Raw genomic sequence first — 26,565 nt, 5'->3', positions numbered from 1 at the left:
CGGCCTCAATGATGGGCTTGCCTCGCTAGCCCTCGCCCTGAAGAGCGAGGCTTGCGCTTTGGCCCGTGGTCATTCGAGTTCGCAGCCAGCGGTGGCCGCCAGCGCGTCCAGCCGCTGCCTGAGGTCCGTCTTGAGGACCTTGCCGTAGTGGTTCTTGGGCAGCTCCGGCAGGACGTAGTAGGCCTTGGGACGCTTGAACGACGCCACGTGGTCGCGGCAGAGCTGGTCCAGTTGCCGCCGGCTGGGCCGCTCGCCCGCCGCCGGCACCAGACAGGCGACGACCCGTTCACCCCACTCCGGGTCCGGGCTGCCCAGCACCGAGACTTCGGCAACCGCGGGGTGGCGCAGCAGCACCTCTTCGACCTCGCGCGGATAGATGTTGCTGCCGCCGCTGATGATCACGTCCTTGGCCCGGTCCTTCAGCGTCAGGAAGCCATCGCCATCGAGCACGCCCACGTCGCCGGTGCGCAGCCAGCCGTCCTGCAACGTGGCGCGCGTCGCCTCCGGGTTGCGCCAGTAGCCGGCCATCACGGTATCGCCGCGCGCCAGGACTTCGCCCGGTGCGTGCGCCGGGTCGTCGCTGTCGATTCTGATCGCCATGCCGGTCTGGGCCACGCCCACGGAGGCGATGCGGGCCGCATGGGCCGGGTGGCCGGTGTCGGCGATCACCTTGCGGGGCAGCACCGAGATGCCCATGGGGCATTCGCCCTGTCCGTAGATCTGCACGAAGCGTTGGCCGAAGACGTCGATGGCTTCGTGCAGATCCTCCACATACATCGGGCCGCCGCCATAGACGATCGTCTTGAGCCCGGCGCCGCAGAGACGGCGGCTGTGGGCATGGCGGGTCAGCCGGCGCACCATGGTCGGGGCCGCGAACAGGCTGAGCGGGCCCTGGCGGGCCGCCAGATCCAGGATCTCCGCCTCGTCGAAGCCGCTGGACTCGGGAACGACATGGCGGGCGCCGGCCAGCGTGTGCGCAAACTGGTACATGCCGGCGCCATGCGACATGGGCGCGGCATAGAGCGTGGCGTCGTCGGCATGGACGGGGTCGACGTCGGCCAGGTAGGCCAGCGTCATGGCGTACAGATTGCGGTGCGTCTGCATGACGCCCTTGGGATTGCCGGTGGTGCCGGATGTATAGAACAGCCAGGCCGTGTCGGCGGCGGGCCTGGCGGTGGCCGGCGCGCTGGCGCAGGCCTGCGCGTATGCCGGGCCGGCCACGTCCAGCACGGGCAGCGAAGCGGCGCCCGCCAGCGCCGGTTCCAGGCCGTGCGCGTGGTCGCGGTGCATGAACAGCGCGCTTGCGCCGCTGTCCTGCAGGATGTAGCCGAGCTCGCGAGGATGCAGCTTGAAGTTGACCGGCACGACGGTCATGCCGGCGAACCAGCAGGCGTACTGGATCTCCAGATACTCGATGCGATTGGGCATCCACACGGCGATACGAGCGCCGGCGTCGAGCTTCAGGCGATCGAGCAGGAACCCGGCCAGCGCGGCTGCACGCTGCGCCAGTTGGGCGTAGCTGTGCACCACGTGCTCGCCGAGCAGAACGGCGGGACGGTGCGGATACAGCGCCGCAGTACGGCGCAACAGGTCAGCGACGTTCATGGCAGCCTCATCGCAATCGTTGCAGAATGCTCACGTAGTTGGCGACGGCAGTGCCGCCCATGTTGAAGACCGCGCCCAGATCGGGCGCCACCAACTGCATCTCGCCGGCTTCGCCGCATAGCTGCATGGCCGCCATGACGTGCATGGAAACCCCGGTGGCGCCGATGGGATGGCCCTTGGCCTTCAGTCCGCCCGATACGTTGACCGGCAGCCGGCCGTCGCGCTGGACGGTTCCGTCCTCCAGGCAGCGGTGCCCTTGCCCGGGCGCGGCCAGGCCCATCGCCTCGTAGCTCATCAGTTCGGCGATGGTGAAGCAGTCGTGGACCTCGGCGAACGACAGATCGGCCAGCGTGATGCCCGCATCGGCACAGGCCTGCCGCCACGCCAGCCCGGGCGCCTCGAACCACAGCGGCGGGCGCAGCGACAGCGGCAGATAGTCGTTGACCTGGCGCGCCGCCCGGAAACCGACCGCGCGCGGCACCCCTGCCAGATGTTCCCGGTGGCCCAGCACCAGTGCGGCCGCGCCGTCCGAGACCAGACTGCAGTCGGTACGCCGCAGCGGCGGCGCCACCAGCGGATTCGCCTCGCTCACGGTGTGGCAGAAGTCGAAGTCGAGCGGGCGACGCAGATGGGCGAGCGGGTTGAGCGCGCCGTGAGCATGGTTCTTGGCCGCGATCCGGGCCATGGCCGCGCCGGGATCGCCGTAGGCCGCCGCGTAGGCCTGGGCAAGCCCCGCGAACAGCGCCGGGAAGCTCGTGCCGCGCGAGCCTTCCTCCGGCCAGTAGCTTGCCCTTGCCAGCGATTGCGTGACATCCGGCGCGGCGGCCGCTGTCATCTTCTCGGCGCCCACCACGAGCACATGGCGCGCCTGATCCGCCGCGATGCGCTGCATGCCGGCATACAGCGCCGCCGAGCCGGACGCGCACGCGTTCTCCAGCCGCGTCGCCGGTACGTGCCGAAGCGCGGGGCAGGCCAGCGCGGGCAGGCCGGCCACGAAGGCATCGTCCACCAGACCGCCGTTGTAGTGCGCCACGTAGACGGCGTCGATGGCTTCGGCGGGAACCCGGGCGTGGGCGAGCGCCTGGGCCACGGCCTCGGCGAGCAGGGACTGCAGGGTGTGCCCCGTGTGCCGCCCGAACGGCGTGTGGCCCCAGCCCAGAATGCAAGCGGAGTGCATGGCCGGCGTCCGGTCAGGCGGCGGTGGTGCCGCCGTCCATGGTCCAGGCAGCGCCGCGGACTTCGTCCGCGTCGGCCGAGCACAGGAAGGCGGCCATCGCGGCCAGTTGCTCGACCTTGACGAGCTTGCCCGACGGCTGGCGCAGGCTGATGAGCCTGTGCGTGGCCGTGGCGTCGTCGAGCTGTTCGCGCGCGGCGAGAGCATCCACCTGCTTCTGCACGATGGGCGTCAGCGCCCACCCCGGGCAGATGGCGTTGCAGGTGATGCCCGTCGTCGCGGTCTCAAGAGCGATCGACTTGGTGAACCCTATCAGGCCGTGCTTGGTGGCGTTGTAGGCCGACTTGCCCGAGCGTCCGCGCAGCCCGCTGATCGAGGCGATGTTGATGATCCGGCCCCAGTCGCGCGCGCGCATGCTCGGCAGGCACAGACGCACCGTGTGGAAAGCGGCGCTGAGGTTGACCGCCAGCATGTCGTTCCAGATCTCCGGTGCAAACGCCTCGACCGGGCTGACATGCTGCATGCCGGCGTTGTTGACCAGAATGTCGACGCCGCCGGTGTCGCCAAGGACCCGCCGCATGGCCGCTTCGAGCGCAGCGGCGTTCCGCAGGTCGGCCTGGAAGTACGCCGCCTCGACGTCGTACCGCCGGGCCAGCTCCTGGCACAGCGCGTCGCCCTCCGCCGCGTCGGGCAACCCATGCAGCGCCAGCCGCGCGCCCGCCTGGGCAAGCCGGTGCGCGATGGCCAGCCCGATACCCGACGTCGCGCCGGTGATGAAAGCGACTTTGCCTTGCAGGTACTTCATGCCCCCTCCGGAGATGTCTTGATTCTGGAAGGCGACTCTACGCGCTCGCATTTAGCTCGTCTAATATATATCTATCGATGAATTAATATTTCTGACGTATATATCCCGAGCCGATCATGGAACTGCGTCACCTGCGTAGCTTTCTCACCGTGGCCCGCGAACGGAACTTCACCCGTGCCGCGGCCCTGCTGCACATTGCCCAGCCTCCGCTGAGCCTGCGCATACGCGAACTGGAGGAAGACATCGGCGTGCGGCTCTTCGAGCGCTCCACGCGGCATGTCGATCTCACCCCGGCGGGCGTCGCCTTCCAGCAGCGGGTGACGGAGCTGCTCATGCTGCTGGACCGCGCGGTGGAAGACGCGCGCCGGGCGCACGATGGGCTCACCGGCACGCTGCGCATCGGCTACACCGGGCGCGCAAGCCATGCCGTGCTGCCGCAGTTGATCGGCGAACTGCGCCTCAAGCTGCCGGACGTCAGGCTGGATCTGGTCGGCCCGGGCTCGAGCGGCCCGCTGGCGGCAGAACTGCTGCGCGGCAACGTCGACGTCGCCCTGTGTTTTCTGCCGGTGCAGGGCGAGTCGGTGCGCACGCGCTCGCTCAGCGAAGTCGAATTCGTGGTTGCGCTGCCCGCCACGCATCGGCTGGCCAGCCGGGCCAAGGTACCGATCAAGGTGCTGCGCGAGGAGCCCTTCGTCGCGTATCCGGCAGACCAGGGCCTGCGCCTGCGCGAAGCCGTCGACGACGAGTGTGAACGGGCCGGCTTTCTGCCCAGAGTCGTCAAGGAGGCCTCGACCTCCCAGGTGCTGCTATGCCTGGTCGCCGCCGGCACCGGCGTGGCCATCATCCCCAGGGAGATCCAGGACCTGGACGCGATCGAGGGCGTGGTCTGCCGCGAGATCGAGCCGCAGCCGCGGCGCCTGGCGCACGGCATCGCCTGGCGCGAAGACAATCCGAACCCCGCACTGCGCAGGCTGCTGGAACTGGACGCGGTGTCCGTGGGCATCCGCCCCGCTGGCGGTAGACTTCCCCCAGGGACAGACTGAACAGACGAACAGGCCATGTTAGACATCCTCCGATCCGGGCGGCTCGCCGTATGGCGGTAAAAGCCGGCCAGCCGGCGCGCACCGCCACGCGAACGAAAGCCGCCCCGCGCCAGCCCGGCATTGCGCGCGCGAACTCGCGGCGCGACGGCGACGAAACCCGTGAGCGGCTACTGGATGCGGCGGAGGAACTGTTTGCCGCCCATGGCTTTCACGGAACCTCCATGCGCGACGTGGCTGGCGCGATGGGATGCAGCATTGCGCTGGCGACCTATCACTTCGGCACCAAGGACGTGCTGTTCAGCACGGTGGTCAAACGGCGGGCGGCCTACATGGCGCAGGCGCGAATTCTCGCCCTGGATACGGCGCTGGCCAGGACGCAAGGCCGACCCCTGCCCGTAGAGGACCTCGTCTCCGGCTACGTGTGGCCTTTCGTCGAGAGAAGCGTCACCGGCGGCAAGGGGTGGAAGAACTACTCGCTCTTCGTTGCCCGACATGCGAACTCGCCGGAATTCTCGAAAGTCATCGGCGAGCACTACGACCCCGTCGCCAGGCAGTACCTGAACGAGTTCGAGCGCACGTTCCCGGGCATGCCTCAGAAAGACCTCTACTACGCATTCAGCTTCATGGTGGGAACCATGGTTTCGACGGTGGCAGAACCTGGCCGCGTGGAGCACTTGTCGTTCGGCCAGATCAAAGCGAACGACGTGGAAGAGGTCTTCAAGCGGATGCTCCCGTTTCTCTGCGCCGGCTTCACGTCGCTCCTCCCACCGTCCTCGTAGTCTTGCGAAGCCGGTCCGCAGCCTCGCGGGCGAGCGGCCACAGGCCCCTCTGGAGCCCCGCGCGGGTGTCGCAGGAAGCGCCAGCGTTGGAGCAAGGGGTTTCCCCTGGGCTCGGCCCAGACGGAACCGGCCTTGCGCATCGGTTTGTACGCGTCCGTCCGCCAGCAGCTCGTCCAGATGCCTGCCGCGAGACCGTGCGCCGCTCCGCATCGCTCACCCATGGGCTGTCGTGGCCGGGAGGGATAGTGCCGAGGGCGAGGTCTCGCTATCGCGGCGGGATGACCGGCACCAGGAGATACGGCAACCTCTGCGCGTCCGAGTGCAACGTCGTCCGGCCGCCGAAAACCGAGGGGGGCCGATCATCCGGGTCGTCATGCAGGAAAGGGCCGCAGCCCTTCATCGGAAATTTCACGTTCGACAAACGGGCCGCGGCGCCTTCGTACTCGTAGTCCTTGCCGCGCACGGTCAAGCCTATCGTCCAGCCGGCCGGCACGACGATGCTGGTCGGCCAGATCTCGACGTCCAGTTCGACAGGCTTGCCGGGCTCCAGCGGCTGCTGGCGCTGGTGCGCGTGGAACGGGCGCCACGGCGCGGAACGCGCCGGGTCCAGTTCGCGGTGAGAGGCGCGCAGCCAACCCTGGGCCACGGGGGTATGCGGGTCAAGAGCCCCCTGGAAAACCACTTCTCTGCCCTGCGGATCGTACAGGCCGAGCACCAGAAAGATGTCCGCGTCGTTCGTGGATGAGGACACGAACAGCTTGCAGGCCAGCGGGCCCGTGATCTCCGTCTCGCGCTCGAAGGGCGCCGACATGAAGCGCATGCCCTCGCCCATCGCGTCGAAAGCCGCCGTTGCTGGTGCCTGACCTGCCTCGCCGGCCAGCGCCCGGCGCGCCAGATCCAGGTGCATCCTGGTCCATTGCGTGCGTGCGAGCGGCCATTCGCTTTCCGCACGCTCGACGAACTTGTCGACATGGCGCACGTTCAGCAGCACGGGCGGGCGCTGACCCCAGCCGTTGTCCTCTCCCTTGAGGTAATGGCCGAAGAACTGCTTTTGCAGGTTCACGCCGTAGCGGGCGTAGAACAAGGTCCAGTGCTCTCCGCCGTGAAGCTCCAGCCACTTCTGACGCGACCCGGCCTGCACGAAGCCTTCCACGTTCCCACGCAGGTGCAGCCCCTGGCCACCCCAGTTGGCGGCGGACAGGACCGGTACCGTCACCTGGTCCAGCCGAGCCCGGCGCTGCGCGTAGAAGTCGTCGTCGAAGCGATGGTCGGTGGCGCGGCCCGATATCTCTGCCCGGTTGGCTTTGAGCTGGGCTTCGCCGAGCGTCTCGTCGCCGCACACCCGCTTGCCCGTCACCCTGCTGCGGGGCGCTCCCTCGCCACGCCCGTGCTGGACGCTCTTCACCTGGATCTCCTGCCAGTTCTTGCCGAAGGTGCACAAGATTCCGCCGTGGAACGTCGATTCCCGATAACCGTCGCTGAAGCCTTCCCAGGGGCAGATCGCGGCCAGATGCGGCGGCTGCATTGCCGCGACCAGCCATTGATTGGCCCCGTAGTACGAGATGCCGTTCAAGCCCACCTTGCCGTTGGACCAGGGCTGTACGCCGGCCCATTCGATGCACTGGTAGTAGTCGAGCGTTTCACGCTGCGAGAAGTGGTCGATCACGCCGGGCGAGCGGCCTGCGCCGCGCGAATCCACCCGGACGACGACGTAGCCGTCCGGCACCCACTTCTCCGGGTCAGCGACTTCCCAGGCCTGATAGAGGTTCGACGACCCCTCCAGCGCGTCCGGATAGCGCGCGGCCATGAGTTCCCAGGCCGTCTGGTAGCCCTCCTGGAAGGACAGCCCTTTGCCGTAAGGGCCGTAGGTCATGATGACGGGATACCTGCCTGAGGCGAGCGGCCTGTAGACGTCGGCCCGCAGCACGATGCCATCGTCCATCTCGATCGGTACGTCCCATTCAATGGCCATGTTGTCCCTGGTTTCCGTTGCCTGGGTCATGTAGCGCTCCTCGTTCTCGATATCGTGGATGGCGGGGTCATTCCATGGAGATGCCCGGCGACGATCTGATTTTTCCTGTGTATTCAGGCCAGCCCCGCCGCACGCTCGGCGCAGCGGATCACCGCCGCGTAATCCGCGTCGGCATCGCCGTTGGCCGCGGCTGCATGCAGCAGTTGCAAGGTCAGCGCCGTCTGCGGCAGTGACACCGCCAGGCGCTCTGCCTCGCCCAGGATCAGCCTGACGTCCTTGGCCATCTGGGCAACCGTGAAAGTGGGCGTGAAATCCCGCAGCACGAGCTGCGCGGACTTCGCCTTGACGATGGGCGATGCGACGGCGCTGTGCGTCAGCACCTCCCACATGTCCTCCCAGCGCAACCCGCCCTTCGTGCCCAGCGTGAGGGACTCGGCCAGCATGGCGCTGGTCTGCGCGATCATCAGGTTCACGACCAGCTTCATGAGCCGCGATTGCTCTTCCTCGCCCAGCCAGTACTGGCTGGGGCCGAACAGGCCCAGCAGCGGCAGCATGCGCTCGTAGACGTCCCTGGGGCCCGAAACCAGCAAGGTCAGTTGCGCCGCGTCGGCCATCATGTTGTTGCCCGAGACCGTTGCCCTCAGGTAGGGGATCTGCCGCGCCTGCAGCAGCCCGGCCACACGGCCGGACATCGCAGGGGACACCGTGCTGGTGTCGATGTAGACCGTGCCCGGCCGCGCATGGCGGCCGACCTCCTGGGCGACATGCCACAAGGCATCGTCGTTCGGCAGGGAGGACAGCACCACCTCCGCGGCCCCGAGCCCGGCCGGCCCCTGCGCCACCGCCATGCCCACGGCGGCGGCCACCGCCAGACGGTCCTCGTGCAGATCGTCGACCGTCACGCCATGACCGCCTGCGACCAAGTGCCGCCCCATGGGCAAACCCATCTTGCCCGCGCCGATCAGATGCACATTCATGGGTACCTCCCTCAGTCGCCCTTGATGCCCAGTTCGGGCAGCACCTTGCGGAAACGCGCTACGTCGGCCTCCAGCGCCTGGCCGAAGGCCTGCGGCGGCATCAGCACGAGCTTGGCCTGGCTGAGCTTCAGGTAGTCCTGGAACGCGGGCTGTTTCGCAGCTTCGGAAACCTGTTCGAACAAGGCCTGCGCCTTGTCCGCCGGCATGTCACGCGGGGCGAGCAAGCCGGACCAGGCCGGCACGTCGACGTCCTGGTAGCCCAGCTCGCGGAACGTCGGCACGCCAGGGAAGTCCGGGTCGGGCTGCTCCGACGAGATCGCCAGCGCCCGCACCCGCCCGTCCTTGATCAGCGGCAGCGCCGTCGATGCTCCCATGAACACCATGTTCACGTGCCCGCCCAGGAAATCCGTGACCGGCGACTTGTACGGCACATGCACCAGGTCGATGTCGGCCGCACGGGCGAACATGGCGCCGATGACGTGCGTGGTGTTGCCGTTGCCGAAGGAGCCGTAGCTCAGGTGATCGGGCTTCGCCTTGGCGGCCGCGATCAGGTCCTGGATGGTCTTGAACGGCGAATCGGCCTGGACCAGCAACGCGAAACCGGATGAGCGGCTCACGATGCCGATCGGCGTGAAGTCGTCGACCGGGTCGTAGGGCAGATTGCTGTACAGCCCGGCATTGGTGGCGTGGCCTGCCGTAGTGAACAACAGTACCGACCCGTCGGGCTTGGCCCGGGCCACTTCCGACGTGGCGATCCGCCCGCCCGCGCCCGCCTTGTTCTCGACGATGACGTTCTTGCCGCTGACCTTGGACAGGCCTTCGGCCAGCGCCCGGGCCGAGGCATCGAAGGGGTTGCCCGGCCCGATGGGCACGATGAGACGCACGAGGTCGGACTGAGCCAACGCGGCGCCAGGCACCAGGGCGGCCACGAGCGCCGCGCGAAAGAGTACGGAAGCGATAGTTCTGAACATGGGATCCTCCTTGATGGACTACGCTGTTTTCAGGACATCGGCGATCCAGTCGGCCATGGCGTTCGTCGCCAGGCTCATGTTGCCGATGCTGCAATGCTGTTCGCCACCCTCCTCGGCCGAGAAGATGCGCAGCGCCTTGCTCGGCGCATTCACGCATTCTTCGTAGGTCCGGGTGGCATCCGTGACGGGAATCTGGCGGTCGTCCTCGCCGTGGGTGATGTAGATCGGCACGCGGATGCGATCCAGCACGCCTTCGAGGGTGAAACGATCCGTGACCTTCACGCAGTCCTCGACGCTCTCCTGCCCGAGCACCCATTTGATGTGCTCGAAGTAGTGGGGTACGGACTTCTGGGCGGCATAGGTGCCCGCCAGGCGGGCGCGCATGCGCTTGCCCCAGTCGTAGTTGGCGCCCCAGGCCACGCAGCAGGCGAAGCGGGGCTCGAAGGCCGTGGCCCGGGGCGCGTGGTAGCCGCCCAGGCTCAGGGCCATCATGCCGATGCGCCGCGTGTCCACGTCCACGCGGGTCGACAGGTAGTCGATGCAGGCGCCGGCCGGGATCTCGGCCTCCGGCGCGTTGTGCAGGCCGTTCTTGCGCAGCGCTTCGCCCACGCCGGGGTTGTCGACCAGCAGGATCGAGACGCCGCGCTGCGCGAGCATGCCGGGCAGGCCGCACAGGTACAGATATTCCTTGACCCCATCCAGCCCGTTGAAGTGCACGATGCAAGGCGCAGGCGCCTTCCCGGTGCCGACGGACACCATCAGCGCCGGCAGGAAGGACTCGCCGAAGGGGACAGCCACCTTCTCGCAGTTCGCGCCCGAGCACGCCACGTACTTGGCGAAGGTCCTGAGCAGTTCGTCGTAGGCGGCGAGGCGCGGCGGATGGTCGTGCGCGGGAATGCGCTCGGCCGTGATGTACATGACGCAGGCGCGGCGGTACTTCTCCGCCGCCGACAGCCGGTGCCCGGCCTGCTCGTCCTCGGCGGCCGAACGCGCCAGCCTGGCGGCCCCGTGCTCCCAGGCCTGGAAGAAAGCGTTCGCATGCGCCTGGTCGTCCTCCAGGTCGCGCAAGACCCGGCAGGCGCGGTCGACTTCGTCCATGTTGGCGCCTGCGTCGAGCGCCATCGAAAGTGCCAGATTCCAGGAATAGACCTTGAAGTAGTTGAACATCGTTCATGCCTCCAGTTCGACGGATTCACCTGCCTTCGCCCCCGAAACGACGACGGCCTCGAAGAGCTTGATGTTCTCCAGGAGTTCGACGGGGGTGAAGGGATAGGCGCTGCCGTGCGTCACGGCATCGGCCCAGGCCTCGAAATTGGCCAGTACCGCGTCCGTGGCTTCGTAGCTGCGCTGGATTCGCGGCGCACCGGTTGCCGCGCAGTGCGTGAGGATCGTCGGCAGGCCCTGGTCCACGTTGCCCAACGACACCAGCTCGACCCAACCCTGGTCTCCGAACACGGCGATGCGGCCATGGAACGGCGTGGCCGACATGAAGGTGATCGTGCCGCGCGCTCCGGAGCGGAACCTGATGGAAGCCGAGACATAATCCTGCGCGGGCGGCGTGAAGACCATCGAGTCGGTCACGCAGCGCACGCTTTCGGCCGGCCCGGCCAGCGCGATGAAGATGTCGGTGATGTGTATTCCGACGGCGGTCATCATGCCGGCAGGCGCATGCTTCTGGTCGAGCCGCCAGTTCGACGTGTCCAGCTTGCGGAACAGATCGTGGCTCACGTTGGTCTCGACGTGCAGCAACCGGCCCAGCTCGCCCGCGCGCACCATGCGCATCAGCTCGGCCACGGCGGGTTCGAAGCGCCGCTCATGGCCCATGCCGAGCACGCGGCCATTGCGTGCCGCGGCATCGAGCATCCGGCGCGCACCGGCACTGCTCATTGCCAACGGCTTCTCGCAGAACACCTCCTTGCCGGCCGCCAGCGCGGCCAGCACCTGCTCCTCGTGCAGCGAATGCGGCGTGGCGAGGATGACCCCGTCGATGTCGGCGCGAGCCAGCACCTGCGCCAACTCCGTGGCGAATTCGACGCCGGCGGCCTCCAGGAATGCCTGGGCCTGTTCGCTGGGAGAGGGATCGATGCCGACACGAACCTCGAACTTCCGGCTCGCGCCCAGCGAGCGGATGATCTCCTTGCCCCACCATCCCAGGCCCGCGACCGCGACCCTCATTGCGTGTGCTGCTGCCACCTCATGTGCTCCTTGGAAAAGATGAATCCTGCGGGCGCACGCCCGCCCAGGCGTCGTCGAGCAACCTGGCCAGCGCGTCGGCCTGCAGCGGACGGGGGTTCCAATATGGGTTGGCCAGCGCAAGCTCCAGCGCCCGCTGCAAGCCTTCCCTGGGCATGCCGATCTCGCGCAGCGCGGTGGGCGCACCCAGCTCGCGCGCCAAGTCGAACAGCCCGGTGGCTGCATCCGGCGCGCCGACGGCGGCGGCGATCCGCACCATTGCCTGCGGCGCGGCGGCCGCGTTGTAGGCCAGCGCATGGGGCAGCACCACGGTATGCGTCTGCGCGTGGGGCAGCTCGAAGCTGCCGCCCAGGGTGTGGCAGAGCTTGTGGTGCAGCGCCATGCCGACGTGGCCCAGTACCGAACCGCACAACCATGCGCCGTACAGGCAGTCGCTGCGCGCGGCCATGTCCCCCGGGCTGCGCCGGACCGCGCGCAGGCCCTGCGCCAACGCGCGAATGCCCTCTTGCGCCATCATCGACATGACCGGGTTGCCGTCCTGGGCATAGAGCCCTTCGGCGGCATGTGCGATGGCGTTGATGCCGCTGACCACCGACATCGGCACCGGCAAGTGCTGCGAGAGTTCCGGGTCGTACAGCACCGTTCGGGGCAGCACGCGCAGCTCGCGCCCGGTTTTCTTCACACCGGCCTCGGTGATGCCATAGATCGGCGTCATCTCCGAGCCCGCGTAAGTGGTCGGCACCGCGATGATCGGCAGCCCCGACTCGAGCGCGATGGCCTTGCCCAGGCCGACCGTGGAACCGCCGCCGATCGCCACGGCGCAGTCCGCGCCAACCTCGCTGGCGTGCTGGCGCGCCCGCCGCGCCGCTTCGATCGGCACATGCATCTCGGCGCCGCTGAAGACGCCCGCGCTGGCCGGGCCGAGTAGATCCGAAGCGGCCTGTGCCACGTCCGCCTGCTGGGGCGTGCACAGCACCAGCGCGCGCCGCGCTCCGATGGCCTCGACCTCCCGCGCGAGCCGGCGCAGGCTGCCTACGGCGAAAACCACCCGCGCCGGCTGGCCGACGAAGACGAACTCGCGCATCGCAGAGCGCGGGCACTCAGGCAGATCGATGGTGTCGGACATGTGCGTTCGGGCCTTGTGATGCTGTTGCGTGAAGCGGCGCGGCGTCCGCGACGTAGTCCACCTGATGGCGGCTGATGCGAAGGTTCCCGAGTTCGTCGCGCACCTGCAGGTGCGCGGGATGCGTGGCATACGAGGCCAGCGACTCCTCGCTGTCGAAGACGCTGTAGAGCACCACGTCGCAGGCGTAGGCCGCGCCGCTCGAATCCACGCCCACCTCCAGGTGCAACAGGCCCGGAATCCGGCCGCGCAGGCTCTCGAACCGGCTGCGCAGCAACTCGATGGCGCTCGCCTTCTCCCGCGCTGACTCGCCGCGCAGGTTCCACATGACGATGTGCTTGATCGCCATGGCCTCAGGCCGCAGGAAAGCCGGCCTTCTGCGGCCACAGGTTGGTGAAGGGCAATATCGACACTGTCTGGTACAAGCCTGCCTTGGTGAAGGGCTCCTCGGCGATCCACTGCATGGCCGCGGCGCGGTCTTCGAAATCGATGACCAGCAGACTGCCGAGCATGGTCTGCCCATCGTCCGCGGTCAGCGGCCCGGCAAAGGCGATGCGCTCGGCCACGAGCGCGAGGTAGGCCTTGTGCTCGGGGCGCACGCACAGGCGCAGGTCGCCGGCATCGGGACGGTCGATCAGGTGGAATGCAAATATCACGGGTTCTCCTGGATCAGGTCGAGGTTCGAGGGCGTCGTCCCGGATTGGGCGACAGCCGGATTCCGGCGGCGGGCCTACGAATGGACCCGGGCCGCGGCACTGCGGACGGGGCCTGCGCCACGCTCAGGCCCCGTCCGGGTTCAGCACGAAGCGGAACGCGAGCGTGTAGAACGGCACCTCGCTGTGCGTACCGTCGGGCGCGGCGCCGCGGGGGTGCTCGACCCAGTCGGCGATCAGCGAGGAGCGCACGCCGAAGACCGCGTCCGAATCGAGGTAGCGGTCGCCGTTGCGGAACACATGCGTGATCAGCCGCTCGTAGCCCGGCGCCGTGATCATGAAATGCAGGTGGGCCGGACGCCACGGATGGCGGCCGAGCGCCTCCAGCATCCTGCCAACCGGCCCGTCGTGAGGGATCGGGTAGGCCTCGGCGCGGATGGTCTTGAAGTGGAAATTCCCTTCGGCGTCGGCGTTCAGGGTGGCGCGCGCGCGATGCGGAACATCCTCGCCATACTGCACGTCGTAGTAGCCCGCCTCGTCGGCCTGCCACACTTGCAGTTCGGCATGCGGCACAGGACGACCGTCCAGGCCCGCGACAGTCCCGCACACGAAACAGGGCTCGCCCTGGGCGCCATTGGCGACATCGCCGCCCAGCTCGACGCGCGGCGAGTCCTCGACGTGGAACGGGCCGAACACAGTGGATTCGGTGCAGCCCTCGGGTTTCTTGTGGTTGAGCGCCGTCACCAGCATCGACAGGCCCAGCGTGTCCGACAACAGGATGAATTCCTGCCGCGTACCGGTGGTAATGTGCCCGACTTCGGTGAGAAAGCGGATGCCCTGGAACCACTCTTCCTCGGTCAACGCCGTCTCGCGGGCAAACGCGTGCAGATGCTGGACCAGGCTGGTCATGAGTTCGCGCAGCCGGACGTTCCCGGCCTGCGCATGCATGCCGATGACGGCGCGCGTGATGTTGTCTTCGTCGAGGTTTCGCATCGCTGTCTCAATCTCTGCCGATCGAGCTACTTTATACGTTTGATAAAATTAAGACAGCCATACGGACGGAAACCCGATTTCCAGACACCGGAAAAGCCAGGGTTTTCCCGAGGCGCGCAGCCAGACGCGCCACGAGCACGGGCCAAAGCGCAAGCGTCGTTCACCGCAGCCTGCATGCCGCCGGCCGTGGAACCGTGCGCAGGGGCGGTTCCACGGCCGGCGCCCGACCACGAGGACGAGGCTGCCGACAGCCGCTCGAAGCCAGTGCTGCAGAGCAGGAGACAGGAGACAGAATGGATCGCTGGACGCAGATGGAACTGCTGGTGCAGACCGCTGAACTGGGAAGCATGTCGCGCGCCGCCGACGCGCTGGGCGTGTCGAACGCGGCGGCGAGCCGTCACCTGGCCTCGCTGGAAAAGCGGATCGGCGCCCGACTGATCCAGCGCAGCACGCGCGGCCTGACCCTGACCGAGGTCGGGCAGAGCTTCTATCAAAGCTGCAAGAGCGCGCTGGCCGACGTGAGGGACGCCGAAGCCGCGGCCAGCGCGACGACGCTCAACCCGACCGGCACCTTGCGCCTGACCGCCTCGCTCTCGTTCTCGGTGCATCACATCGCACCCTTGCTGCAGGAGTACACGAACCGATACCCCAACGTGAAGATACACATCGAGGTCGCCAACCGGTACTACGACCTGATCGACAACAACATCGACGTGGCCATCCGCACACGCGAATTCGAGAACGACTCCAGCATCACCGTGCGCCGCCTCGCGGCCACGCGCCGCATCCTGGCGGCGTCGCCGGGCTACCTCGCTGCCTTCGGCGCACCCCGCAGCGTCGAGGAACTGGCGAGCCGGCCGCTCCTGCTCTACACCTACAGCAACAAACCCCACGAATTCACGTTCCGCCGCGGCGACGACGTGCGCAGCGTCCACGTCAACGGCCCGCTGGAGTCCAACGACGGCCAAGTGCTGCGCGCAGCCGCGCTCGACGGCATGGGCATCCTCGTACAGCCCAAGTACATCGTCTACGACGACCTGGTGGCCGGGCGGCTCGTCTCGGTGCTCGACGACTGGGACCTGCCGCGGCTGACGATCAACATCGCGTTCCAGAGCCGGCGCCACATATCCGCCAAGGTACGGACGTTCGTCGACTTCCTGGTCGAGCATTTCGAGCGGATGGACCACGACCGGAAGTGGACCAGCTTCGACCATGCCTCCAGGCATGCCCCGATCGCCGCAGCGCTACGGACGGGCCGGCCGGCCTGCGCCGCCCCTGCGCTCGACCAGAAAGTCCACCTCGCGCGGACCCCGTAGCTGGCCGCGGAATCGGTTCGCCATTCATTTCCCAGGCCAGCAGCGCATCCTGCATGGCTTCCTTGAGCACCGACCGCTCGAGCATCACCGTCTTGGGGCCCAGGCCGTCGGGCAGCGTTTCCCCGCCCGTGCCCGCGCAGCCCCGGGCGCGCAACCCGCTGGCAGCGCAGGCAGAACGCCAGGGCCTCGCAGCCACCGTCAGGTGAGCGCGCTTCATGCCGGATCAAGGAATATGGCGATATCCGATGCAACGACCGCGATGCAGAACAATGAACGGCAGTCACCAGACAGTCTGTACGTGCGGATAACCGCGAATCTTCAAGTCAGCCGTCACCAGTGGCGCGCCATAGTGCCGCGCAGCGGCGACGATAAGACGGTCGGCAGGGTCTTTGTGGAACGCTCCTGCTACGCCGCGATGGCCTCGGCGAGCTTCTGGATGGAGAGCGGCGCGCAGCCCTCGGCATCGTTGCTGACGGTCACGTAGGCCGGCTGGCCTGCGCCCGTGATGCCCCGGATGGTGCGCGCAAGCACGGCGCGTGTGTGGAGGTCTTCGCTGAGGATGGCGTTGAACGGATCGTGCTTCTTCTGCGCATCGGCGTAGCCATACGCGCCGAAGATGCGATTCAGGTTCCATCGACAGACCAGCGGGCCCGGCCACAGCGCGCGCAGCATGGGCAATTGCTCCTCGATCGGCGGCATCTTGGCATGCAGGCCCAGGCAGAAGGTGGCGCCATGCGCCTTGAGCGTGTCGGCCAGCGCCTGGCCCAGCAGCTCGGGATCCCGGACTTCCACGGCGACGATGACGGGGGCGTGTGCGGGCAGGGCTTGCCGGACGGCAGCCAGCATGCGGCCCAACCGGTCCAGCAGCAGTGTGGGACGGCCGAGCCAACCCAAGGGCAAGGGACTCAACTGGAAGACGAGAACGCCGAGCTTGGCCCCCAGGCCTTCGAGCGTGGGTTGCACGAAGTGCTCGATGGCCAGGCGCGGATCGAGAAAGTCCGGATTGGGCTCGCGCGCCTTGCCTTCGGCACCGCGCACCTGAGCATCGGTGACGTTGGCGGGACATTTGACGACGAAGCGAAAGCCATCATCGACCTGGGCTGCATAAGCGGCATACTGGCTTGCCGTCAACGGGCGCCAGAAGGTGCGGTCCACGCAGACCGTGCGCAGCAGCGGATGCCGATGGTAGGCTTCGAGGCCGTTCTTCGACAGGGCGCTCGGATCGTAGGCACCGTCCCATACCAGGCCGTCCCAACCCGGGTAGGACCAGGTAGACACGCCGAACCGCAATTGCGCCGGAAGCCGCTGCGCCAGCTCGCGCCAGGCCTCCACCGCAGGGGCGGGACGCACCTCGGCCGCGTCTTCGCCGCGCTTGCTGCCTTTCCTGGCAGAGGCCGACACGGAATTCGCATGGGATGCTGTAGCTGTCTGGGGTTGGAGTGAAGGCGGGGGAACAGCGTTTCCAAAGAGATCGTCTTGCATGCTTGTCATGCTGGCATTGTGATGAGCCAAAGCGTACCGCAATGCCGACTTGGCTTGCAGCGCGCATGGTCGCGGCCGATCCCATCGGCCACGCGCGAAGCGTCCGGCGCAGAAAATACGTCGTCAGCTCGGTAACAAACATAGCGACCTGTATACGCTTGGATTCAGACCCGCGCCCGCCGATCGGAAATAATGGATCCTTACTTCTGCCAGGGGTGTGCCCCATGCGTTTTGCGCCTATCCGATTCACGCCCGCCCGGTATTCGCTGCTCGCAACACGCGTCGGCCTGTTGGCCTCGATAACGCTGCTGACTGCCTGCACGGCCACGCCGACCATAGATGAACGCGATTCCTTTACACAGGAGAGCACGTATTCCCGCAGTTTCGCGGGCTCCAGCCAGGCGGCTTGCGAAGCCGGGCGGCGCGTGCTTCTAGGCCAGGGATACATCATCGACAAGGCCGAGCCCAACCGGGTCAGCGGACACAAGAACTATCAGGACAAGGAAAACGACAACCAGCATGCGCAGATCGTGTTCAACGTGGACTGCGCAGCCAGCGGCGACGGCAACGCCCTTGTCTATGCCAGCGCGCTGCGCGAGCTGTACACGATGAAGAAGTCCAGCAATTCGGCCAGCGTGGGCCTTAGTGTGCTGGGCACGGTGTCCATGCCGGTGGGGTCCAGCGACGATTCGCTGGTCAAGACATCCAGCGAAACGATATCGCGCGGCGCATTCTACGAAGGCTTCTTTGAACAAGTGACGCAGAACCTGGCATCGGCAAAGGCCGCGATCGACTCGGGCACGGCGCCGGCGCAGAATCCGCAGGCGGCCGATCCGGCCGCGGCAGAACAGGAACCGGGCGGATCGAGCACGCAACCCGCGCAGCCGTCATCCCCGGACTCGTCGGCCGCGCCGGCCGAGGGCAGCGACAGCGCAACGCCAACCCCCGCCGACACAGGTACGCCGCCCTGATTGCTGCCTGGATCGGAACGTGCGGTCAGGACATGAACGGCTGCGTCGCTGACCGACATGAGAGTCTCCGATGATGCTTGACGCGCGACCGGGTGGCCCTGGCGCTACTATGCCCGGCCTGGGCGGAGGGCGACCCGATCCTACAAGCCGCCCAGGCGGTGGAAAGCCAACTCAAGGCGCGGGTCGGCTTCGCGATCCATGACACAGGCAGCGGCCAGGCCTGGCACTACCGGGCCGACGAGCGCTTTCCGATGGCCGGCGGGGAACCCGACCCGCGCTTGAGGTGGCGGCGCAGGTGCGCCCGCTGGCATTGATGCGCACGCCGAACCCATGCGAGCGCCGGGGCCACATGGGCAAGACCGCTGGCCTGCCCGTTCTTGCCCACGCTACTTCTTCAAGCGCACCACCGCCTGGCGCGACGCGTCGGTCTGCGGCAGCAAGGCCAGTTCGCCCAGCGTCAGCGGCTTGGTGGGAAAGCGCAGGCGGTAATAGCCGACTTCGTCCTGCGGCACGCCGCGCTCTTCGGCGATCAGTTCGCTGACAGTCAGGCCGCACAAGCGGCCCTGGCAGGGGCCCATGCCACAGCGCAGGAACGCCTTCATCTGGTTCGGCCCGGAACAGCCCAACTTGACCGTCTCGCGCACCTGGCGGGCAGTGACTTCTTCGCAGCGGCACACGATGGTGTCGTCGGTCGGTCGGCGATAGGCGTCGGACGGCTGGTACAGCACGTCGAAGAAAGCGCGGCCGCGCACCGCCCGCGCCAGGGCCCGGCTTGGCGCGCGGGCATCACGATCACGCCGGGCGGCATCGACGCGGCCCAGCGCGACGGCGGCCTGCAATGCCGCCAGGCGGCCCCGATGCTCGGCGGCCACGGCCCCCCCGATGCCCGCTCCGTCGCCGGCAATGCTGATGCCAGCCATCGACGTGGCCCCCCATTCGTCGACATGCGGCTGCCAGCAAGCCATGGCCTCGTTCCACACATGGTCCACACCCAGCGCGCGCGACAGGTTGACGTTGGGAACAACGCCCTGGTGCAGCATCAGATGCGTAGCCGGTATCTCATGCGCCCGCCCGCCGGCGCGGTAGCCGACGGATTCCAGCCGGTCGCGCCCGCGCGCCTGCAGGGCCTGTACACCCCGCACGATGGGCACGCCGGCCCGCACGGCCCGCATCAGTTTCAGCCCCTTGCCCAGATACGGCGAGCGCAGGAAATCCAGGGCATGCGGCAGGGCCCGCACCAGCCGGCCCGGCGGCGTCGTCTCGAGCAGGCGCTCGAGCTGCACGCCGGCATTCAGGTACTGCCACGCCACCAGGTACAGCAGCGGCCCGCTGCCGGCCAGCACGGCGCGTTCGCCCGGCACGACTCCGGCCGTTTTCAACAGGATCTGCGCCGCGCCGGCGGTGACCACACCGGGAAGTGTCCAGCCCGGGATGGGAAACGGCCGTTCCAGTGCGCCGGTGGCCAGCAGGATGTGGCGCGCATGCAGGATGTCGGCCTTTCCGCCGGTGGAAAAAGCGACCTCGAAGCCACCACCGGGCTCGGCTTGGCCTGCGTGTGATACGGCCCAGACCGTGGCGCTGGGCAGGTAGGCCGCGCCGCTGGCGCGAAACGGCTCGAGCAGGCTGGCGCCGTGCCAGTAGTCGGACCCGAGGATGCCCGGATCGGTCGGCGTCGTCGTGATGGCGCGATAGATCTGCCCGCCCGGCGTCGCCTGTTCGTCCAGCAGCAGAGTATCCACGCCCAGGCTGGCGGCCTGCGTCGCCGCCGCGATGCCGGCGGGGCCGGCCCCAACGATCAGCAACTCGCAGCGTCGCGTCATGACGAGATCTCCCGCGCACGCTGCTGGCGCTCCACCCGCATTCCGTCGCGCACCGGCGTCATGCATGCCTGGCGATTGGCCTGTCCATCGATGGTGACCAGGCAGTCGTAGCAGACACCCATCATGCAGTATGGCCCGCGCGGCACCCCGCCGACCACCGTTGTCCGGCATACCTCATGACCGCTGGCCAGCAGGGCGACGGCAACGCTGTCACCGGCCCGGCACGGGACCGTCACGCCGGTGAAGTCGATATGGACGACCGGCCGTGCCGGCTGTCCGGGCATCGCCTCAAGCCTCTTGAACATGCAACCTCCGCGGGGAAAAGGGCGCCATGTCGTCGGCCAAGGCGCCGTCGGCGATCATGGGGGCCAGCACCAGCGCATGGGCGCCGGCCAGCGTGACGCCGCTGTGGCACGTGGCCACGAAGGCGCCCGGACACGTGTCGGACTGCGCGTAGATGGGATAGCCGTCCGGAGACATCACACGCAACGCGGACCATGAGCGCACCACGTTGACGTCGCGCAAGGCCGGTAGCGTGCGTACCGCGCGGTCTGCCAGCGTGCCCAGTATCGGCAGGCTGACTTCATAGTCCGCATAACCGGCTTCTTCCTGCGAATCGCCGATCAGCCAGCTACCCTCGTCCATCTGCCGCAGGGTGCTGATCGGCGTGTGCAGCACCCGGCGCGTGCGTTCCAGCACGATGATCTGGCCGCGTTGTGGCCGCACCGGAACGTCCAGCCCGACCTGCTCGCCCATGGCCTTGTTGCCAAGCCCGCACGCCAGCACCAGCCGCTGTGCGTGCAGCGGACCGCGCGGGGTATCGACCACGAATATGCCGTCGGATTGGCGCTTGACCGCAAGCGCCGGGCAGCGCGGCAGGTAATCCACGCCATTGCGCTCGAACGTGGCGTGCAAGGCGCGCAGCAGCTTCAGCGGATTGGCCACGCCGTCGACCGGCGTCCAGCTTGCGCCCCGCACCTCCGGCCCGATGCCCGGCACCAGCTCGGCCACTTCGTGGCGATCGAGCAGTTTCCACTCGTACTCGCTCATCCCCGGCTGCGCCAGCAAGGCCGTCATGAACTCGATGCGCGCCTGGACCTCTTCGTCCGACAGCAGCACGTGCAGCCCGCCGTTCTGCTCCAGGTGTACGTCGATGCCCGATTCCTCGAGCAACTGCGCCGCCAGATCCGGCCACACCCGCTGCGAGGTCATGGTCCATGCGCCATAGCGCGGCATGCCCATGCCCTTGCTCTGCACCCAGACCAGGCCGAAATTGCCGCGCGAGGCCCGGTAGGCGATATCGCCCTCGTCCAGCACCGCCACGCGCCCCAGGCAGCGGCGCAGGCCATAGGCCAGCGCAGAGCCCACCAGGCCTCCACCCACCACGATGGCATCGTAGGACGAGGACCTTGGCGCCGCGCCCCGTGCCGGCGACAAATCCGCAGCTTCCGTTGTCATTGCTGTCTCCACCTTCCAGCGTGCGTAGCATCAATCCCGGAAGACGGCCTTGACCACGCGGTTGGCGTTCTCGCCCAGCACCATGCGAATCTCGTCGTCCTTGAAGTCGCGCTTGACCAGGTAGGCAATGATGTAGTGCAGCGTGCCGGGGCCGACATCCTTGGGGTGCATGAGGTCGGTGCGCAGCTCCGGGCCGATGATCGCCACCTCGGGGTGGCGGGCGTGGAACTCGGCCATTCTGTCGTGGCTGTACTTGCGCAGGTCGCCCACGTCGGTGCCGATGCCCACGTGCTCGATGCCGACCAGGTCGGCGATGTAGACGACGTGGTCGATCATGTCGTTGATGGTGCTGCCGGTGGCCAGTCCGTCCTTCTTCAGAAAACCGGACTTCCCCGCGATTCCGATCACACCGCCCTTGGCGGCGATGGCCTTGATCTCGTCGTCGGTCTTGTTGCGCGGCGTATCGACGATGGCCCGTGCCGCCGTATGCGTCGCCATGATGGGGTTGCCAGACATGTTGGCGCAGTCGATGGTGGTGCCGATGCCGACGTGGGAGGTATCGATGACGATGCCCAGCTCGTCGAGCTTCTTGATGAACTTGATGCCCAGATTGCTGAGGCCCGACTGGAACCGTTCGCCGCAGCCATCGCCGAACAGGTTGCGATTCTGGTAGGTGGGCTGCACGAAGCGGATGCCCAGGTTGTAGAAGACCTCCATCCTGCCGATGTCGCCCTCCAGCGCGGTAACGTCCTGGAAGCCCATGAAGATAGCGGTTCTGCGCTCTTTCCGGGCGCGGGCGATGTCGGCGTACGACTTGGCGATGAACCCCGCTTCCGGATGGGTATCGTACAGCCTGGTCCAATGCGCGATGTTCTTCACGCCTTCGGCAAAATCCACCGTGTAGCACACCGTGTGATTGATGGCCGTGACGTTCGACGCCTTGACCTGCTCGATGTAGGTTACGTCGCCGCACTCGCGCGTAGTGGAATCACAAAGATTCCAGTAGACGGATTCGTTGCGGAGGCGGGCCACTCGTTCCTGCTCGGCCTCGGTAAGTTCCAATCCAAATGCGTTGCTCATCTTGCTTGCCCTGTGGTTGGTGAAATGACTTCACGCACGGCGGCGTGATCGCTGCAGGCTCATCACGACAGCACCAGGCTCTCGTCCTCGGGCCAATAGAGGTAGATCGTGGCGCCCGCGGCCAGGTCCGGCGCCACGCTGGCCGACGAACGCAGCACCGTCATGGTCTGGTTGCCGGCCTGGCATTCGATCTTGGTAACGTGCCCCAGGAAGTGAATGTCCACGACGCGGCATTCCATCGTGGATGTGCCCGCCTGGCCCCGAAGCGCAAGAAACTCCTCGCGAGACAAGGTGTAGTCGACTCTGTCGTGCTTGACGGACAAATAGACCGGCTGCTCCGCCGCGAAGCTCAGCGCCGAGCGCCCCTTCAGCACCTGCCCGGTTTCCACCGCGCTGACTTCGCAACCCGTGCTGTCCGGCGTCTGACGCAGCCACTTGGCCGAGATGAAATTCGTGTTCCCCAGAAACGCCGCTGCGAACGCACTGGCGGGGCTGTTGTAGATCTCGCGGGGCGACGAGAACTGGGCGATCTCCCCGTCTTTCATCAGTACGATCCGGTCGGACAGGAACATTGCCTCTTCCTGATCGTGCGTCACGAAGACGGACGTGATGGACAGGTCACGCAATATCCGCTTCAGGTCACCGCGGATTTCCTGCCGCAGCTTTGCATCCAGGTTCGACAAAGGCTCGTCCAGCAGCAGCACGCGCGGCTCCATCACCATGGTGCGGGCAATGGCCACCCGCTGCTGCTGGCCGCCTGAAAGCTCCTTGGGCTTGCGGTGCGCGAACTTGTCCATCCCGACCAGCGTCAGAGCGCGCGCCACCCGTTCGCGAATCTGATCCTTGGGCAGCGACTTGATGCGCAGCCCGTACGAAACGTTGTTGAAGACCGTCATGTGGGGAAACAGCGCATACCCCTGGAACACCATGCCGACATTACGCCGGTTGATGGGCACGTCGGTCTGGTCCACGCCGTCGATGATGACCGAGCCCTGCCGGGGCGCGATCAGTCCCGCGATGGCATGCAGCGTAGTCGTCTTGCCGCAGCCGCTGGGCCCCAGCAGCGACAGGATCTCGCCGCGGCGAACGTTCAGGTTCAGCCCCGAGATGATGTCGCGCTCGCCGTAACCCAGTGTCAGATTCTTGAGTTCGATGGAATAGTCTTCGCTTGCCGTCATTTCTTCAGTCCCCCGTTGTCCAGGCCGGATACTCTGCTGACCACCGATACCACCACGCAGGACAACAGGATCAGGATGGTCGACAGCGCGGCGATCGCCGGATCCAGGTTGAATTCGACATAGTTGTAGATGGTGATGGGCAACGTCATGGTCGAGGCGTCGACCAGGAACAGGGAAATAACGGTGTTGTCGAAGCTCGTCAGGAAAGCGAACAGCGCCGCCGCCACGATCGAGTTCTTCATCAGCGGCAGGGTCACCCGCACGATCGTGCCGCCCCGGCTGGCCCCCAGCAGCAGCGAGGCGTTTTCCAGGCTCTCGCTGATGGCGTTGACGCCGTTGAACAGCAGCCGCACCGTATAAGGCAGGCAGATCACGGTGTGCGCCAGAACCAGGGTGGTCAAGTCGGTGGCGATATCCATCAATATCAGCATCTGCAGCAGCGCCAGGCCGATCACCAGTTCCGGAATGACCAGCGGGGACAGCAGCAGGCCCAGGATGGTCTCGCGATAACGGCTGCTGCCCCGGGCCAGCGCATACGCCGCCAGCAAGCCCAGCAGCACCGACAGCACCATGGCCAGCAGCCCGACCACCAGGCTGTTGGCGGCCGCGTCCAGGAACGCCGGAGTCTGCAGGACCCGCTCGAACCAGGTCAGCGAGATGCCATGCGGAGGAAATCTCAGGATTTCCTGCGGCTCGAACGCCGCGCCGATCACGATCAGCAGGGGGCTGCACATGAAGAGGATGTACAGAACGCTCAGCGTCTTCTTCATCGTGCCCGCCCTTCTTCCAGAGGACTGGCATCGAAATTCAGACGATTCCGGATGGCGCCTATCAGCCCGAAGACCAGCATGGTGAAGGTGAACAGCACGACCGCCAGCGCCGCCCCCGCCGGCACATTGCCCGCGATCATCACCTGCTGGTAGATCATCGTCGCGATCATCTTGATGTTGATCGAACCGAGCATCGCGGGCAGCACGAACGTCGCCAGCACATGCAGGAACACCAGCAGCGAACCGACGACGAACCCGGGCGTACAGAGCGGAATGATCACATGCAGGAACACATCCCGGCGCCGCGACCCGAGCACCATGGCGGCATCGATGATGCGCTTGTCTATGTCACGCAGGCTGGCGAGCACCGGCAGGATCATGAATGGCAGCAGCAGGTGCGTCAGGGCGATGACCACAGCCGCCTCGGTGTACAGCACCTGTATGGGCTCGTCGATCAGGCCGGACCATAGCAGCAGCGAATTGAGCGGCCCTTCCCTGCCGAACACGATGATCCAGCCGAAGCCGCGAACCACCACGCTGACGAACAGCGGCAGCACGGTGACGACCGTCAGCACGGTGGCCAGCGCCTTGCCCGACACGGAAATGATGTAGGCAACCGGAAAGCCGATAACCAGCGTCGCCACAGTCACGGTAATGCCGATGCGAAAGGTGTTGACGATGCTTTCCCGGTAGACCGGGTTGCTGAACGCCTCGACGTAGTTGTCGAAACTCGGCAGCGCGGGCCCGCCGTACAGGTAGTCCTGATCCATGAAGCTCAGGTACAACAGATACACGAACGGCACGAACAACAGCAGGGTAATGAACAGCAGTGCCGGCGACAGGAACAACACGCGTTGCTTCATGGATCAAACACCCCGCGGTCGGCGCGCGCGCCAGGCGCGCGGCAGACGAATACGTAGTTCGCGATGAAAACGGACGGCGGCCCTGGCCGGCGCGCAGCCGCGGCACCCGACCCGGAGGGCCGATATCAGGTGGCGATGCGCTTGTTCCAGGCGTCCAGCAGGGCACTCATGTTCTTGACCAACAGTTCGGTGTCGACCAGTTGGACGGAATCGATATCGGGCAGGCGATCCTTCAGCTTGTCGCTGTACTGCACCTTGCGGTTCACCGCGCCGTACAGCATGGCTTCGCAGAAGGCCTTCTGCGCCTCTTCGCCCAGGGCATAGTTCATGAAGGCCTTGGCCAGATCTTCTTTGCCGCCCTTCACCACGGCCATCACCGGGCCGCTGGAAACCGCGCCCTCGGCCGGGTTCACCCACTTGACCAGGCCGTTGGTGGAGTCCTCGGCAATGAAGGTACGGCCATCCCAGCCGGGGCCGATGGCGCCTTCACCGCTGGTCAGCAGCACGACCGGATCGTTGAACGCCGTGAAGAACTTGAAGATATGCGGCTTCATTTTCTCGAGCGTCGAGATGGACGCCTCGATGTCGTCGAACCCGCTGCCATAGATCCTTCCGAACATGGACAGCACTTCGGCACCGCGCACGTTCGAGCTCAGGTTGTTGAAGAACACCTGCTTGCCGAAGTCGCCCGCGGCGGTTCGCTCGATGAATTCCTTCCAGGACGTGATGCCGCCCTGGATCTTGTCCGGCCGGTATGCGATGCCGACGCTGCTGTAGTCGTACATCGAACCACAGCCTTGCCAGTCGGCCTTGAACTTTTCGGGCACATCGGCCAGGCTCGGAACGCTTTTCTCATCGACCTGGGCGAGTTTGTCGGCCCGGATCAGGCGAAGGATGTCCATGCCGCCGAAGGCCGCCACGTCGTAGGGAGGCGTACCCCGGCTGGACAGTATCTTCATCGCGTGGGCCGGGTTGGTGCCGGGAACGAGGGTCACTTTCACGCCCGACTGCTTCTCGAACGGCTCGGCCATGTATTTGCGCACGTTCTCCATGAACGATCCGCCCGAACTGGTGACGTAGATGTGATCCTCCGCTGCGTGCCCAATGCGCAGGTAGCTGCCGCCGACGGCTACCAGACCGATGCCGGCCGATCGTTTCAAGAAAGTGCGCCGAGTCGCCATATCCATGATGTTTGTCCTGTCCAGTGTGCGGCCCGCGCCATGCAGGTAAGTGGCCTGGATGACTGCCGGGAACTTCCTGTAAGTCGGCTACCACGTCTATTTCCGGCGCCTGTTGATCGCGGGCGCCGGGCCATCTGCTCTGCGTTGTATGTTGTTGC

The 26,565-nt window shown here is 66.6% G+C and carries 25 protein-coding genes and 1 pseudogene; 4 read left to right on the top strand and 22 right to left on the bottom strand.

The window, feature by feature from the left end; translation table 11 throughout:
• Positions 1-69 precede the first annotated feature (69 nt).
• The 3 genes from FOZ76_RS18955 to FOZ76_RS18945 are packed head-to-tail and all read right to left on the bottom strand — an operon-like array spanning position 70 to position 3,584.
• Complete coding sequence (locus FOZ76_RS18955; RefSeq protein WP_143949851.1) at positions 70-1,605, bottom strand: class I adenylate-forming enzyme family protein; 1,536 nt, start codon at positions 1,603-1,605, stop codon at positions 70-72.
• A 7-nt stretch (positions 1,606-1,612) separates the two neighbouring features.
• A complete protein-coding gene (locus FOZ76_RS18950) occupies positions 1,613-2,782 on the bottom strand; it encodes a thiolase domain-containing protein (protein ID WP_143949850.1) in 1,170 nt (389 codons plus the stop codon).
• Positions 2,783-2,795: 13 nt separating this feature from the next.
• Complete coding sequence (locus FOZ76_RS18945) at positions 2,796-3,584, bottom strand: 3-hydroxybutyrate dehydrogenase (protein WP_143949849.1); 789 nt, start codon at positions 3,582-3,584, stop codon at positions 2,796-2,798.
• Between the two features lie 116 nt (positions 3,585-3,700).
• Between FOZ76_RS18945 and FOZ76_RS18940 the strand changes: the two genes are divergently transcribed.
• Both FOZ76_RS18940 and FOZ76_RS18935 read left to right on the top strand, forming a co-directional pair.
• Positions 3,701-4,627 carry a LysR family transcriptional regulator gene (locus FOZ76_RS18940; RefSeq protein ID WP_143949848.1) on the top strand — a complete coding sequence of 309 codons (927 nt, stop codon included), beginning with the start codon at positions 3,701-3,703 and terminating at the stop codon, positions 4,625-4,627.
• Between the two features lie 50 nt (positions 4,628-4,677).
• Positions 4,678-5,406, top strand: coding sequence for a TetR/AcrR family transcriptional regulator (locus tag FOZ76_RS18935; protein WP_143949847.1), 729 nt, complete (start codon positions 4,678-4,680; stop codon positions 5,404-5,406).
• A 265-nt stretch (positions 5,407-5,671) separates the two neighbouring features.
• On the opposite strand, the gene FOZ76_RS18930 is transcribed toward FOZ76_RS18935, so the two are convergent.
• The 9 genes from FOZ76_RS18930 to FOZ76_RS18890 form a co-directional block, all read right to left on the bottom strand.
• Positions 5,672-7,408, bottom strand: a complete 1,737-nt coding sequence (locus FOZ76_RS18930) for a CocE/NonD family hydrolase (RefSeq protein WP_246129635.1) — start codon at positions 7,406-7,408, stop codon at positions 5,672-5,674.
• 83 nt (positions 7,409-7,491) lie between these two features.
• A complete protein-coding gene (locus FOZ76_RS18925; protein ID WP_143949846.1) occupies positions 7,492-8,355 on the bottom strand; it encodes an NAD(P)-dependent oxidoreductase in 864 nt (287 codons plus the stop codon).
• Positions 8,356-8,366: 11 nt separating this feature from the next.
• Positions 8,367-9,326 carry a Bug family tripartite tricarboxylate transporter substrate binding protein gene (locus tag FOZ76_RS18920; RefSeq protein ID WP_143949845.1) on the bottom strand — a complete coding sequence of 320 codons (960 nt, stop codon included), beginning with the start codon at positions 9,324-9,326 and terminating at the stop codon, positions 8,367-8,369.
• Between the two features lie 18 nt (positions 9,327-9,344).
• A complete protein-coding gene (locus tag FOZ76_RS18915) occupies positions 9,345-10,493 on the bottom strand; it encodes an alpha/beta hydrolase family protein (protein WP_143949844.1) in 1,149 nt (382 codons plus the stop codon).
• Positions 10,494-10,496: 3 nt separating this feature from the next.
• Entirely contained in the window at positions 10,497-11,501 is a 1,005-nt protein-coding gene (locus tag FOZ76_RS18910) for a Gfo/Idh/MocA family protein (RefSeq protein ID WP_143949843.1), read from the bottom strand.
• Between the two features lie 19 nt (positions 11,502-11,520).
• Positions 11,521-12,603 (bottom strand): maleylacetate reductase, encoded by a 1,083-nt coding sequence (locus FOZ76_RS18905; protein WP_143949888.1) that lies wholly within the window; start codon positions 12,601-12,603, stop codon positions 11,521-11,523.
• Positions 12,604-12,619: 16 nt separating this feature from the next.
• On the bottom strand, positions 12,620-12,991 hold the full coding sequence (locus tag FOZ76_RS18900; RefSeq protein ID WP_143949842.1) for a Dabb family protein: 372 nt from the start codon (positions 12,989-12,991) through the stop codon (positions 12,620-12,622).
• A gap of 4 nt (positions 12,992-12,995) precedes the next feature.
• On the bottom strand, positions 12,996-13,298 hold the full coding sequence (locus tag FOZ76_RS18895; RefSeq protein WP_143949841.1) for a YciI family protein: 303 nt from the start codon (positions 13,296-13,298) through the stop codon (positions 12,996-12,998).
• Between the two features lie 123 nt (positions 13,299-13,421).
• Positions 13,422-14,288: an intradiol ring-cleavage dioxygenase gene (locus FOZ76_RS18890; RefSeq protein WP_143949840.1), complete on the bottom strand. Its 867-nt coding sequence runs from the start codon at positions 14,286-14,288 to the stop codon at positions 13,422-13,424.
• 293 nt (positions 14,289-14,581) lie between these two features.
• On the opposite strand from FOZ76_RS18890, the gene FOZ76_RS18885 reads away from it, so the two are divergent.
• Positions 14,582-15,604, top strand: a complete 1,023-nt coding sequence (locus tag FOZ76_RS18885; protein WP_143949839.1) for a LysR family transcriptional regulator — start codon at positions 14,582-14,584, stop codon at positions 15,602-15,604.
• 280 nt (positions 15,605-15,884) lie between these two features.
• Here FOZ76_RS18885 and FOZ76_RS28005 read toward each other — a convergent pair.
• Together FOZ76_RS28005 and FOZ76_RS18875 are read right to left on the bottom strand one after the other, a co-directional pair.
• Positions 15,885-16,007, bottom strand: a pseudogene (locus tag FOZ76_RS28005) (VapC toxin family PIN domain ribonuclease); the annotation flags it as partial.
• Between the two features lie 2 nt (positions 16,008-16,009).
• Positions 16,010-17,086: a DUF72 domain-containing protein gene (locus tag FOZ76_RS18875; protein WP_143949887.1), complete on the bottom strand. Its 1,077-nt coding sequence runs from the start codon at positions 17,084-17,086 to the stop codon at positions 16,010-16,012.
• A 65-nt stretch (positions 17,087-17,151) separates the two neighbouring features.
• On the opposite strand from FOZ76_RS18875, the gene FOZ76_RS18870 reads away from it, so the two are divergent.
• Positions 17,152-18,057 (top strand): DUF2242 domain-containing protein, encoded by a 906-nt coding sequence (locus FOZ76_RS18870; protein ID WP_170235537.1) that lies wholly within the window; start codon positions 17,152-17,154, stop codon positions 18,055-18,057.
• A 386-nt stretch (positions 18,058-18,443) separates the two neighbouring features.
• Here the strand turns inward: FOZ76_RS18870 and FOZ76_RS18865 are convergent, their stop codons facing one another.
• The 8 genes from FOZ76_RS18865 to FOZ76_RS18830 form a co-directional block, all read right to left on the bottom strand.
• A complete protein-coding gene (locus FOZ76_RS18865) occupies positions 18,444-19,877 on the bottom strand; it encodes an FAD/NAD(P)-dependent oxidoreductase (RefSeq protein WP_143949837.1) in 1,434 nt (477 codons plus the stop codon).
• On the bottom strand, positions 19,874-20,182 hold the full coding sequence (locus tag FOZ76_RS18860) for a (2Fe-2S)-binding protein (protein WP_143949836.1): 309 nt from the start codon (positions 20,180-20,182) through the stop codon (positions 19,874-19,876). The genes FOZ76_RS18865 and FOZ76_RS18860 overlap by 4 nt, the downstream gene beginning before the upstream one ends.
• A complete protein-coding gene (locus tag FOZ76_RS18855) occupies positions 20,166-21,335 on the bottom strand; it encodes an NAD(P)/FAD-dependent oxidoreductase (protein ID WP_143949835.1) in 1,170 nt (389 codons plus the stop codon). The genes FOZ76_RS18860 and FOZ76_RS18855 overlap by 17 nt, the downstream gene beginning before the upstream one ends.
• A gap of 30 nt (positions 21,336-21,365) precedes the next feature.
• The gene (locus tag FOZ76_RS18850; protein WP_143949834.1) at positions 21,366-22,415 is read right to left on the bottom strand and encodes a dipeptidase; all 1,050 of its coding nucleotides are present in this window, start codon (positions 22,413-22,415) and stop codon (positions 21,366-21,368) included.
• A gap of 62 nt (positions 22,416-22,477) precedes the next feature.
• On the bottom strand, positions 22,478-23,593 hold the full coding sequence (locus tag FOZ76_RS18845) for an ABC transporter ATP-binding protein (protein ID WP_143949833.1): 1,116 nt from the start codon (positions 23,591-23,593) through the stop codon (positions 22,478-22,480).
• The gene (locus FOZ76_RS18840) at positions 23,590-24,363 is read right to left on the bottom strand and encodes an ABC transporter permease (protein WP_143949832.1); all 774 of its coding nucleotides are present in this window, start codon (positions 24,361-24,363) and stop codon (positions 23,590-23,592) included. Before FOZ76_RS18840 ends, FOZ76_RS18845 begins: the two co-directional genes overlap by 4 nt.
• Positions 24,360-25,226, bottom strand: a complete 867-nt coding sequence (locus FOZ76_RS18835) for an ABC transporter permease (protein ID WP_143949831.1) — start codon at positions 25,224-25,226, stop codon at positions 24,360-24,362. The genes FOZ76_RS18840 and FOZ76_RS18835 overlap by 4 nt, the downstream gene beginning before the upstream one ends.
• 125 nt (positions 25,227-25,351) lie before the next feature.
• Positions 25,352-26,386: an ABC transporter substrate-binding protein gene (locus FOZ76_RS18830; RefSeq protein WP_246129634.1), complete on the bottom strand. Its 1,035-nt coding sequence runs from the start codon at positions 26,384-26,386 to the stop codon at positions 25,352-25,354.
• Positions 26,387-26,565: the final 179 nt, after the last annotated feature.

Source organism: Verticiella sediminum (genome assembly GCF_007558815.1).
GTDB lineage: Bacteria > Pseudomonadota > Gammaproteobacteria > Burkholderiales > Burkholderiaceae_B > Verticiella > Verticiella sediminum.
This window is presented reverse-complemented; position numbering and strand designations above follow the sequence as displayed.